15 protein-coding genes are annotated in these 11,357 nt (G+C 63.0%); 8 read left to right on the top strand and 7 right to left on the bottom strand.

From position 1 onward, the window contains the following. The first annotated feature begins 303 nt into the window (after window positions 1-303). From AC0L3I_RS23335 to msrA, 4 genes are all read left to right on the top strand, one after another. On the top strand, window positions 304-426 hold the full coding sequence (locus AC0L3I_RS23335; RefSeq protein ID WP_473485677.1) for a hypothetical protein: 123 nt from the start codon (window positions 304-306) through the stop codon (window positions 424-426). Window positions 427-581: 155 nt separating this feature from the next. Continuing rightward, window positions 582-1,307, top strand: coding sequence for a DUF1223 domain-containing protein (locus AC0L3I_RS23330; RefSeq protein ID WP_123146031.1), 726 nt, complete (start codon window positions 582-584; stop codon window positions 1,305-1,307). An 80-nt stretch (window positions 1,308-1,387) separates the two neighbouring features. Next, the gene (locus tag AC0L3I_RS23325) at window positions 1,388-1,669 is read left to right on the top strand and encodes a hypothetical protein (protein ID WP_473485679.1); all 282 of its coding nucleotides are present in this window, start codon (window positions 1,388-1,390) and stop codon (window positions 1,667-1,669) included. A gap of 152 nt (window positions 1,670-1,821) precedes the next feature. Next, window positions 1,822-2,562: a peptide-methionine (S)-S-oxide reductase MsrA gene (gene msrA, locus AC0L3I_RS23320; protein ID WP_473485680.1), complete on the top strand. Its 741-nt coding sequence runs from the start codon at window positions 1,822-1,824 to the stop codon at window positions 2,560-2,562. 45 nt (window positions 2,563-2,607) lie between these two features. Here the strand turns inward: msrA and AC0L3I_RS23315 are convergent, their stop codons facing one another. The 7 genes from AC0L3I_RS23315 to AC0L3I_RS23285 all read right to left on the bottom strand — a co-directional run bounded on the left by AC0L3I_RS23315 (window position 2,608) and on the right by AC0L3I_RS23285 (window position 8,285). Continuing rightward, on the bottom strand, window positions 2,608-3,333 hold the full coding sequence (locus AC0L3I_RS23315; RefSeq protein ID WP_473485681.1) for an amino acid ABC transporter ATP-binding protein: 726 nt from the start codon (window positions 3,331-3,333) through the stop codon (window positions 2,608-2,610). Further along, a complete protein-coding gene (locus tag AC0L3I_RS23310) occupies window positions 3,311-3,970 on the bottom strand; it encodes an amino acid ABC transporter permease (protein ID WP_473485682.1) in 660 nt (219 codons plus the stop codon). Before AC0L3I_RS23310 ends, AC0L3I_RS23315 begins: the two co-directional genes overlap by 23 nt. A gap of 10 nt (window positions 3,971-3,980) precedes the next feature. Continuing rightward, window positions 3,981-4,652 carry an amino acid ABC transporter permease gene (locus AC0L3I_RS23305; protein ID WP_123146027.1) on the bottom strand — a complete coding sequence of 224 codons (672 nt, stop codon included), beginning with the start codon at window positions 4,650-4,652 and terminating at the stop codon, window positions 3,981-3,983. Between the two features lie 40 nt (window positions 4,653-4,692). Next, a complete protein-coding gene (locus tag AC0L3I_RS23300; protein ID WP_473485817.1) occupies window positions 4,693-5,487 on the bottom strand; it encodes a transporter substrate-binding domain-containing protein in 795 nt (264 codons plus the stop codon). 179 nt (window positions 5,488-5,666) lie between these two features. Then, complete coding sequence (locus AC0L3I_RS23295; RefSeq protein ID WP_473485683.1) at window positions 5,667-6,671, bottom strand: cytochrome d ubiquinol oxidase subunit II; 1,005 nt, start codon at window positions 6,669-6,671, stop codon at window positions 5,667-5,669. 11 nt (window positions 6,672-6,682) lie between these two features. Continuing rightward, window positions 6,683-8,041: a cytochrome ubiquinol oxidase subunit I gene (locus AC0L3I_RS23290; protein WP_473485684.1), complete on the bottom strand. Its 1,359-nt coding sequence runs from the start codon at window positions 8,039-8,041 to the stop codon at window positions 6,683-6,685. Window positions 8,042-8,159: 118 nt separating this feature from the next. Continuing rightward, window positions 8,160-8,285, bottom strand: coding sequence for a hypothetical protein (locus AC0L3I_RS23285; RefSeq protein WP_473528337.1), 126 nt, complete (start codon window positions 8,283-8,285; stop codon window positions 8,160-8,162). Between AC0L3I_RS23285 and AC0L3I_RS23280 the strand changes: the two genes are divergently transcribed. From AC0L3I_RS23280 to AC0L3I_RS23265, 4 genes are all read left to right on the top strand, one after another. Beyond that, a complete protein-coding gene (locus tag AC0L3I_RS23280) occupies window positions 8,272-9,198 on the top strand; it encodes an ABC transporter ATP-binding protein (RefSeq protein WP_123146025.1) in 927 nt (308 codons plus the stop codon). The two genes, AC0L3I_RS23285 and AC0L3I_RS23280, sit on opposite strands and share 14 nt — an antisense overlap. Then, window positions 9,195-9,956, top strand: a complete 762-nt coding sequence (locus AC0L3I_RS23275) for an ABC transporter permease (RefSeq protein WP_473528336.1) — start codon at window positions 9,195-9,197, stop codon at window positions 9,954-9,956. Before AC0L3I_RS23280 ends, AC0L3I_RS23275 begins: the two co-directional genes overlap by 4 nt. Window positions 9,957-10,118: 162 nt before the next feature. Beyond that, window positions 10,119-10,610 carry a MarR family winged helix-turn-helix transcriptional regulator gene (locus tag AC0L3I_RS23270; RefSeq protein WP_473485687.1) on the top strand — a complete coding sequence of 164 codons (492 nt, stop codon included), beginning with the start codon at window positions 10,119-10,121 and terminating at the stop codon, window positions 10,608-10,610. Further along, window positions 10,607-11,287: a GNAT family N-acetyltransferase gene (locus tag AC0L3I_RS23265; protein WP_473485688.1), complete on the top strand. Its 681-nt coding sequence runs from the start codon at window positions 10,607-10,609 to the stop codon at window positions 11,285-11,287. Before AC0L3I_RS23270 ends, AC0L3I_RS23265 begins: the two co-directional genes overlap by 4 nt. Window positions 11,288-11,357: the final 70 nt, after the last annotated feature.

Here is an 11,357-nt window from a genome sequence, read left to right as displayed (position 1 = left end):
AGCGAAAACTCGCAACCTGGGATACCGACTACCTGATGGCAGCTCTCCAAGCCCGTTAACCTGGACTCGTTGCCCTGGGCGCGGCGCCAGGGCAATCGCGTCAGGTTTGCGCTCACCCCGCCTGTGTTCCAGCATTAGTGGCTGGCGAAAGCCGAAGCGGCATCCATCGGTGCCGGCCATTTTCCGGTCTCCGTCCGGTGTCGAAATGACCACACAGCTATGCAAGGCTCTTATCCTTCCGAACTCACGAAAGGACAAACCAATGGCGAGCAAGCTGGTTTGGGGCATTCTCGGGGGGGGGTGGTGCTGGGCGCCGCGTTCGGCAATGTGGGCGGCAACACCGGGATCTGGATCGCCGTTTGTATTGCGGCCGGTGCCGTCGCGGCCGGCCTATGGCACTACATGGAAACGCGGCGCCAGGGCTGAGCGCAGGCGGCCGAATACGCCGTTATTCGCGGCATCGCGCCGGCAGCAAACGAAGATAAACGATCACGAAGCGGTGATGGCTGTAACGAACCGCACTGCGGCGCCGAAGTGTGAACATGACGGCGCTTCACGCCCGTCGCAGCGGAGGACAGCCGATGACTGGATCACAAGCCAAACGCAGCGGGAGCGCGACGCAATCAAGCGCAGGCGCGGTCCTTGTAGGGCTCGCCGCTGTTCTGTTTTCAGCAACCGGCGCCGCCGGCCAGCCGCTCACCGTGGTGGAGCTGTTCACCAGCCAGGGCTGCTCATCCTGCCCACCGGCCAACGCCAATCTCATCAAGGTCAAGGACCGGCCTGATGTGCTGGCGCTCTCCTTCAACGTCACCTACTGGGACTATCTCGGCTGGAAGGACACTTTCGGCAGGGAGGAATTCACCCAGCGTCAGGTCCGCTACGAGCCGTCTCTCGGCCGTTCGGGTCCGTTCACGCCGCAAGTGGTGGTCAATGGCAATTCCGATGCGGTCGGCGCCCGGCCCGGCGAGATCGAGCAGCTGATTTCGAGCAGCGGCCGCGCGAAAGGACCCTCGCTGTCACTCGACGGCGGCAAGATCGCCATCGGCGCCGGCCCGGTGCCGGGCGGCAAGGCCGATATCTGGCTGGTGCGCTACCGGCAGGGCGTCATCGAAGTGCCGGTGGCGCGCGGCGAAAACACCGGACGCACGCTGCCGCATGCCAACGTCGTGCATTCCCTCTCCAGGCTTGGCGCCTGGACCGGCGAGGCCATCGCGCTGCCGCTGCCGGCACCGCCGAGCGGGCTAAGCACCGCGGTGCTGGTGCAAGTGCCGGATGGCGGACCGATCCTGGCCGCCGCGACGAACTAGAATCCAAAGATCTGCGCAACGCCGCATGAACGGCGCCGCACATGCCGGCCGCATCAGCGCGCCACCCAGAGGAGACCACCATGACCAACTTTACCCGACTGACGCTGCCGGCGCTCGCCTTCGCGCTTTGCTCGACGGCGCTTTTCGCCGGCGGCATTGCCCGCGCCGAAGATGCGATGAAGCCGATGGCCACGGATGCCATGAAGCCCGCCGATGCGATGGCCACCGACGCGATGAAGCCGGCCGATCCGATGGCCGCCGAAAAGATGAAGGAGTGCATAGACAAAGCAGCCATGGAGACCGACGCGATGAAGAAGGATGAGGCAACCAAGGCCTGCGACGCCATGGGCATGGCCAAGTAGGTCCGGCAAGCCCTCGCGGCACCGGCGCGGGGTTTCAATCCCGCGCCGGTGCACCATTCCAAATACGCACGGCCCGAAAGTACGCACGGCAATGTGAGACGCCGGCGGACCCAAATGTTCTATAGTCACAACACCATCAAGGGAGATCAGACATGACTGGCATTCGAGAACCCATTGCGAGGCGCTCGACGAGCTTCGCCAGGGGCGCGCTTGCGGCGCTGATGCTCGCGGCGGCCGGCGCCGCCTTGTGGCAGACGCCGGCAAGCTCGGCCGAGGAGGCGGTGGTGATCCCGCCGCCGGCGATGGACGAGAAACCCGCCGCCGGCACCGCGAAGGCGGTCTTCGCCGGTGGCTGCTTCTGGGGCGTGCAAGGCGTGTTCCAGCACGTCAAGGGCGTGACCAGCGCCGTCTCCGGCTACGCCGGCGGCGACAAGGACACTGCCGTCTACGAGACGGTCGGCACCGGCCGGACCGGGCACGCCGAAGCCGTCGAGATCACCTACGAGCCGACAGAGGTGAGCTACGGCCAGTTGCTGCAGGTGTATTTCTCGGTCGCGCACAACCCGACGCAGCTGAACTATCAGGGTCCGGACCGCGGCCCGCAATACCGTTCGACGATCTTTGCCGAAAACGATGCCCAGAAGAAGATCGCCGAGAGCTACATCGCCCAGCTCGACAAGGCCAAGGTGTTTCCAGAGCCGATCGTGACCACGCTGGAGACCGGAAAGACGTTCTATCCGGCCGAAGACTATCACCAGGACTTTTTGACGCTGAACCCGACCTACCCCTACATCGTCTACAACGACCTGCCCAAGGTCGAGAATTTGAAGACGCTATTCCCCAGCCTTTACAGCGACAAGCCGGTGCTGGTGCTGGTCGCCAACAAGAGCTGATCTTTTGCGACGCGCTTAGGGCAGCGAGCGGGCAGCAATGCCCGCTTAGTGCACGCCCAGAAACTGCCTGAGCTCCGGCGTCCTGGGGTTGGCGAAGACGTCCTCGGGGGCGCCGATCTCGTGGACGCGGCCCTGATGCATGAAGACGACGCGCGAGCAGACGTCGCGGGCGAAGCGCATCTCGTGGGTGACCATCACCAGCGTCATGCCTTCCGCGGCCAATTCCTTGACGACCGCCAGCACCTCGGCAACGAGTTCGGGGTCGAGCGCCGAGGTGATCTCGTCGCATAGCAGCGCGATGGGCTGCATGGCTAGCGCCCGGGCGATCGCCACGCGCTGCTGCTGGCCGCCGGACAGTTCATCCGGCAAGGCGTCGAACTTGTGGGCGAGACCGACGCGGTCGAGCATTTTTCGCGCGACCGCTTCGGCGGCTTTTTTCGGCGTCTTCTTTACCACCATCTGCGACAGCATGACATTGCCGCCGGCCGTGAGATGCGGAAACAGGTTGAATTGCTGAAAGATCATGCCGACCTTCAGGCGCAGCGCCTTGAGATGCACCTCGTCGGGCAGGAACTGGGCGCCGGCGACAACGATCGAACCTTCATCGATGGTCTCCAGCCCGTTGATGCAGCGCAGCAGCGTCGACTTGCCGGACCCGCTCTTGCCGATGATGGCGACGACCTCGCCCGGCGCGATGTCGATGGAAATCCCCTTCAGCACCTCGTTGTCGCCGAAGCGCTTCTTCACCTCAGTGATTGCGATGAGCGACATTGAGCTTCCTTTCCAGGAGCTGGCTCGATTTCGACAGCGGCCAGCACAAAGCAAAGTAGATGAGCGCAACCAGACCATAGACCGTGAACGGCTGGAACGTCGCGTTGGTGACGATCGAACCGGCCTTCGACAATTCGACGAAGCCGATGATGGAAGTGAGCGCGGTGCCCTTCACCACCTGCACCGAGAAGCCGACGGTCGGCGGCACCGCCACTTTCAGCGCCTGCGGCAGGATGACGTAGCGCATCTGCTGGAGGTAACCCATGCCGAGGCTGGCGGACGCCTCCCATTGACCCTTGGCGATGCTCTCGACGCAGCCGCGCCAGATTTCAGCGAGGAAGGCGGCGGTCCACAGGACGAGCGCGACACAAGCGGCAAGCCAGGCGGGAACGTCGACGCCGAACAGGCCAAGGCCGAAGAAGGCGAGAAAGAGCTGCATCAAGAGCGGTGTGCCCTGGAACAGCTGGATGTAGCCGCGTGACAGAAGCCGCAGCCAATGCCGGCCGCCGATGCGCAGGAAAAGCAGGGCCGCACCGACGATGCCGCCGCCGATGAAGGAGACCAGCGAAAGCACAACGGTCCAGCGGGCGGCCAAAAGCAGGTTACGCAGGATGTCCCAGAAGCTGAACTCGATCATGGCGCTTGTCTCATCGCGACGCCTTCCTTGGAAACAGCATCCAGCCCAGGCCGGCCAGCAGCTGGCGCAGCAGGATGGCGAGGGCCAGGTAGATCAAGGTGGAGACGATGTAGGTTTCGAAGGCCCTGAAATTGCGCGACTGGATAAAGTTGGCGGCGAAGGTCAGGTCCTCGGCGGCGATCTGCGAAACGACGGCCGAACCTAGCATGACGATGACGATCTGCGACGACAGCGCAGGCCAGATGCGCTGCAGCGCCGGGACCAGAACCACATACCAGAAGGCCTGGAACGGGGTCATGGCGAGACTCGCGCCGGCCTCGAACTGGCCACGTGGCGTGGCCTGAATGCCGGCGCGGATGATCTCGCAGCTGTAGGCGCCGAGGTTAACGATCATGGCGAGGTTGGCGGCGGTCAGTTCCGACATCCTGATGCCAAGCGACGGCAGGCCGAAGAAGATGAAGAACAGCTGGATCAGAAACGGCGTGTTGCGGATCAGCTCGACATAGGTCGCGACGACAGGTTTTAGCCATTTCGGCCCCAGCGCCCGCACCCAGGCGCAGGCAATGCCCAATGCCACGCCGAACACCGCACCGATCAGGATGAGCTGCACGGTAATCCGGATGCCCTTGAGCAGCACCGGCAGAGAATCGATCAGCCAGCCGAAATCGAAATGATAGGTCATGGCTTGCTATCTGACCTCAGCCACACGCGGCGGGCAGCGATCACAGGTCAGCCGGCAGGTCCACCTTCAGCCATTTTTGCGAAATCGCGTTGAGGGCGCCGTCGGACCTGGCAGCGGCGATGATACCGTTGATCTTGGCCATCAATGCCGGCTGCTCCTTATTCATGCCGATGTAGCAGGGCGAGTTCTTGATCAGGAACTTGAGCTCGGGCCGCTTGGGCGGGTTCTTTTCGAGGATGGCGGCGGCGACGACATTCCCGGTTGCGATCACCTCGACCTGCCCCGAAAGGAAAGCGGAAATAGTGCCGTTGTTGTCCTCGTACCGCTTGATCTCGACGCTCGCCGGCACGACCTTGGTCAGTTCGAGGTCTTCGATCGCGCCGCGGGTGACGCCAACGGTCTTGCCAGCGAGGTCTTCCGCCTTCGCGACCGCGACGTCCGCCGGAGCGAACACGCCATTGTAGAAGGGGGCGTAGGCTTCGGAAAAGTCGATGACCTTCTCGCGATCGGGATTCTTGCCGAGGCTGGAGATGACCAGGTCGACCTTGTTGGTCTGGAGATAGGGAATGCGGTTGGCGCTGGTGACCGGGACGATCTCGACCTTGGCGCCGAGCTTTTCGCCAATCAGATTGGCGATATCGATGTCATAGCCTTGCGGCGTCATGTCGGCGCCGACACTGCCGAAGGGTGGGAAATCCTGTGGGACGGCGATGCGGATGGTGCCCCGCGCGCCGATGTCGCTCAAGGCGTCAGCCCGCGCCTGCGGAAACGGAGCCATGGCGATTCCAGCCACGGCGGCGAAGGCCAGCATGAATACATTGCGACGGTTCATTATTTTTCCCTTTGACTGAACAAAACCGATTGGTCGTCAGGGCAAAGCAACAGACATGCCAAACCATCGAAATCAGCGCGAATCGGCGTTCCCAGTAGGATTGGGAAGGCCGTCTTCACGATCCAATACCCGCCCGACCGGCAGGCTGCCTACATATTGTGCAGTGCGGCGGCTGCTGCCTGTCAGTCGTAGGTCAGATCCGTCGCCTTGCCGCCGAACACGCGGTAGGCATAAAACGAATAGAAAATGATGATCGGCAGCACGACCACCGTGCCGGCCAGGATGATGGCGAGGCTTTCAGGCGCGGACGCCGCCTGCCAGATGGTCAGCCTGTCGGGAACGACGAAGGGATAGAACGACCAGGCGAGCCCGGCAAAGCCCAGCGTGAAGATGGCGGCCAGCGTCAAGAACGGCGTCAGTGCATGGCGATCGTCCGTCTTAGGCAGATGGAAGGTCTGCCGCCACAGCCACGCGAACAGCACCGCCGACAGGATCGGCAGCGGCGACAAATAGAGCATGGCGGGCCAGACGAACCATTTGTCGAAGATGCGCGGACTGGCGAGCGGCGTGGCCAGCGAGACGGCGACCATGCCGAGCGCGGTCAGCACCAGCGCCCGGCGCAGCCAGAGCACCGCCTTCTTCTGCAATTCGCCGTCCGTCTTGTAGATGACCCAGGCCGCGCCCATCGCCGCATAGGCGGCGGCAAGGCAGAGCGCCACCAGCGCGCCGAAGGCCATGCCGCCGAGGCCGACATCCAGGCCGAGCACATAGATCCCCAGCATGTAGCCCTGCGCCAGCGAGGCGATGACCGAACCCAGGAAGAAGATGCGGTTCCAGCGATGCTTCCGGCCGGCCGGCACCTTGGCACGGAAATCGAAGGCAACGCCGCGCAGGATCAAGCCGACAAGGAGCAGGAAGACCGGGATGTAGAGCGCGGTGAGGATGGTGCCGTGCGCCAGCGGAAAGGCGACCAGCAGCAGGCCGACGGCCAGCACCAGCCAGGTCTCGTTGGCGTCCCAGAACGGGCCTATTGCCGCGATCATCGTGTCCTGCTCGGCGTCCTCGGAGGCCGCGAACAGGATGCCGATGCCGAGATCGAAGCCGTCGAGGATGACGTAGATCAGGATGGCAAGGCCCATCAGGCCGGCGAAGATGAGGGGGAGCAATGTCGGCCAGTCGAGGGTCATCACCATTCCTCCTATTTCGCCGCCGGCTGCGACAGCGGCGCGTCGAGAACGCCCGGCAGCGGCGAGGTATCGCCGTCCTTCGCCGCCTTCAGCGCCAGATAGACCAGCACGCCGAGATAGGCGGTCAGAAGCAGCGCATAGAGGATGAGATAGACCGCAAGCGACAGCGCGACCTGGCTGCCGGCGACCGGGCCGACGGCATCGACGGTCCTGAGCACGCCGGTGACCAGCCAGGGCTGGCGGCCGATCTCGGTGGTGTACCAGCCGGCCAGCGTCGCTAGCCAGCCGGACAGCGCCATCGGCACCATCACCAGCGCCAGCGGTTTCGGCAGGCTGTGGCGGCGCTTGAGGAAAAAGGCGGCCGACCAGGAGACGACGAGCATCAGGACGCCGGTGCCGACCATGATGCGGAAAGCCCAGAACACCGGGAACACCGGCGGGTGGTTGCCGGCATAGTCGTTCAGCCCCGGCACGACGCCACTGGCGCTGTGCCTGAGGATGAGGCTGGCGCCGTCGGGGATGGTGACTTCGAATTTGTTCTCCCTTGCCGCCTCGTCGGGAAGCGCGAAAAGGACCAGCGGCACATTGGGGCCGGTGTTCCAGTTGGCCTCCATGGCGGCGATCTTCTGCGGCTGATGCTCCAGCGTGTTGAGGCCATGCTGGTCGCCGGCGAAGATCTGGATGGGGATCAGGATCGCCGCGGTGAAGACACCGGTGCGCAAGGCCTTCCACATCGATTCCGAGCGGTCGCCATAGAGATAGCGCAGCGCCGACAGGCCGGCGATCAGGAACGAGACCGTCAGGCCGGAGGCAAGCAGCATGTGGACGAGCCGGTAGGGCATGGACGGGTTGAAGACGATCGCCCACCAGTCGATAGCGTGCGCTACGCCGTTGCGCATCTCGAAGCCGACCGGCGTCTGCATCCAGGAATTGAGCGCGATGATCCAGAAGGCGGACAGGGTGGTGCCGCCGGCCACCAGCACGGTTGCCAGCGTGTGGATGCGGTTGGAGACGCGGCGGAAGCCGAACAGCATGATGCCGAGGAAAGCCGCCTCGAGAAAGAAGGCGGTGAGGATCTCATATGCGAGCAGCGGGCCGGCGATGTTGCCGACGGTCTCCATGTAACCCGGCCAGTTGGTGCCGAACTGGAAGCTCATGGTGACGCCTGAAACCACGCCCATGGCAAAGGACAGCGCGAACACCTTCACCCAGGTAAAATAGGCGCGCATCCAGGCGGAATCGCCTGTGGCGTTGTAGCGAAGCTTGAAGAACAGCAGCACCCAGCCAAGCGCAATGGTGATAGCCGGAAACAGGATATGGAACGAGATGTTCGCGCCGAATTGGATGCGCGAAAGGATGAGCGGGTCCATGGTGGGCTCCGGCTGCTGCTATGTCAGGGAAGATAGGCCGGATGCGCCGACCGGTCAAAGCGGCGTGGCGTCACGCGAGGCGGAACGCCGCAGGACCGCGGCAGCGGTGGATGCGTCCTCACATGTCGATGTCCAGAACTGTCAGGAGAGCCATTGACTTCCAGCTGCGCGCACCGACATTCAGCGGACTAAAATCAACAGACCTCCTTTCAAGCAGCCGTTTTTCAGCCATGCCATCCATCATTTCCATTTCCGGGGTCACCAAGACCTACGCCACCGGTTTCAAGGCGCTGAAGGAGATCAACCTCGATATCGAGCGCGGCGAGATCTTTGCGCTGCTCGGGCCGAACGGCGCCGGCAAGACGACGCTGATCTCGATCGTCTGCGGTATCGTCAACCGCTCGTCGGGCACGGTCACCGTGGACGGCAACGACATCAGCCGGAATTATCGCACCGCGCGCAGCCTGATCGGGCTGGTGCCGCAGGAACTGACCATCGACGCGTTCGAGAGCGTATGGGCGACGGTCAACTACAGCCGCGGCCTGTTCGGCAAGCCGGCCGACCACGCCTTCGTCGAGAAGGTGCTGCGTGATCTGTCGTTGTGGGACAAGAAGGACGCCAAGGCGATCACCCTGTCCGGCGGCATGAAGCGGCGGCTGATGATCGCCAAGGCGCTGTCGCACGAACCACGGGTGCTGTTCCTCGACGAACCGACAGCCGGCGTCGACGTCGAGCTGCGCCAGGACATGTGGGCGATGGTGCGCCGGCTGCGCGAGGATGGCGTCACCATCATCCTGACGACGCACTATATCGAGGAGGCCGAGGCGATGGCCGACCGCGTCGGTGTTATCAATCGCGGCGAGATCGTGCTGGTCGAGGACAAGGCCGAACTGATGCGCACGCTCGGCCGCAAAAGGCTGTTGCTGGAATTGCGCAGTCCGCTTGTCACCATACCCGAGACGTTTTCGCGCTATGCGCTGGAGCTTTCGCCGGACGGCAATCAACTGACTTACACCTATGACAACCAGAGCGAACGGCCAGGCGTCGCCTCGCTGCTGCGCGACCTTGAGACGGCCGGCATCCAGTTCCGCGATATCGACACGCAAAACAGCTCGCTCGAGGAGATCTTCGTTAATCTGGTGAGGAGGGACGCATGAACCTGCGAGCCGTCTGGGCGATCTACAAGATGGAAATGGCGCGCGCCTTTCGGACCGTGCTGCAGAGCATTGTTTCGCCGGTCATCTCGACATCGCTCTATTTCGTCGTCTTCGGCTCGGCCATCGGCTCGCGCATCACCGAGATCGACGGCATCAGCTACGGCGCCTTCATCGTGCCGGGGCTGATCATGCTGTCGCTGCTGACGCAGTCGATCTCCAACGCCTCTTTCGCCATCTATTTCCCGAAATTTGTCGGCTCGATCTACGAATTGCTGTCGGCGCCGGTGTCCTATCTGGAGATCATCATTGCCTATGTCGGGGGTGCGGCGACCAAGTCGATCATACTCGGCCTGATCATACTGGCGACCGCAGCGCTGTTCGTGCCGTTGACCATCGAGCATCCGTTCTGGATGCTTGCCTTCCTGGTGCTGACGGCGGTGACCTTCAGCCTGTTCGGTTTCATCATCGGCATCTGGGCGAGAAGCTTCGAGCAGCTGCAGCTGGTGCCGCTGCTGATCATCACGCCGCTGACCTTCCTTGGCGGCAGCTTCTATTCGATCGACATGCTGCCCGGCGTCTGGCGCTCGGTGACGCTGTTCAACCCCGTCCTCTATCTGGTCAGCGGCTTTCGCTGGAGCTTCTACGGCAAGTCCGACGTCTCGATCGGCATCAGCCTCGGCATGACCGTCGTTTTCCTGTTTATCTGCATAGCGATCGTCGCGTGGATCTTCAGGACCGGGTACCGGCTGCGGACCTGACCGAACGGCCTGCCCAGGCGACGCAGCGCCAGCATCCGAGCGATGTTCCCGACCCAAGGCGACCTAATCTGGTGACGACGCTTGAAAGCGGCCGTGCGATGGCGGCGCTTGATTTCCATATAATGTTATATATGATGTTATCAATGTGCTGGCGGGTCGATTATGGAAGACGTCATAAGGTCCCTTGGCTTCCTGTGCCTGGGCAGCAGGCTGAAGCGTATTGGCGAGCAATTGCAGGCGGATACGCAGCGCCTGCTCGACTGCCTCGATGTGCCGGTTCAGTCGAGCCAGTACCCGCTGCTGGCTGCGCTCGACAGGCTGGGCCCGCTGCCAGTCGGGGAACTGGCGAAATCCCTCGGGGTCGCGCAGCCAGGTGTAACGCGGAGCGTGTCGCTTCTGGCCGAATTGGGACTGGTCGAGGTCAGTCCATCGGATGATGACCAGCGGCGCAGGATTGTCTGCCTCACCCTGCACGGCCAGCGGCTGGTCGATGTTGCAAAGCACGACGTCTGGCCGCGCATCGAGAATGCCGTCGCGAATCTGTGCGCGGATCTTTCTGGGCCGCTTCTTGATCAGCTGGCCGCCATCGAGGACGGCCTCGCCGCGGCGCCTCTCGACCGTCGTGTAAGGAAGCCGGAAGGTGCCGCGCGATGAAATACCTGCTTGACCGTCCCGTGTGGAGCGCGCTTCGGACGCGACACCAAGCCTTCGCGCAAGGTGACGACCTCGCCATGCGGTATCGGCCCTCGATAGCTCCCTTCGCCGCCAGTGCCGCGGACGATGCGGAAAGCCTGCAGGCGCTCGGAAAACTTGTGTCCCCAGGCGAGAGTGCGATCCTGCTTCAGGTGGACGCCATTGCTCTGCCCGCGGAACTTTCGGCGACTTCGACCGCGCCCGGGGTTCAGATGATTGCCGAGCGGCCATTGCAGATGGTCTCCGACAAGCGCGTGCAACGTCTGACGCGAGACGATGCAGCTGAGATGCTCGCCTTGGCATTGGTCACCAAGCCTGGCCCATTCACGCTCGAAGCCTTGAGCCTCGGCGATTTTTGGGGTGTGAAGATCGAGGGCCGACTTGCGGCGATGGCCGGCGAACGCATGAAGCAACCCGGCTATACCGAACTTAGCGGGGTGTGCTCACATCCGGAATTTCGGGGCGGTGGCCTGGGCAAGCTGCTGTCGCTGTTCGTGGCAAACCAGATAGCGGCGCGCGGCGAAGTTCCCTATCTCCACGCCTATGCCAGCAACACCACGGCCATAGGATTATACGAGTCCATTGGCTTCAGGTTGAGAAGCATGATGAACGTGGCCGTGGTTCAGCGCGCCGAATGAGCCCATCAGGCGCATTCCCGCGCATCAGGAAAAGGAAGGATTTCGTATCGACGAAATCCTTCCTTGGCGC

The organism is Mesorhizobium sp. WSM4840 (genome assembly GCF_055811755.1).
This window is presented reverse-complemented; position numbering and strand designations above follow the sequence as displayed.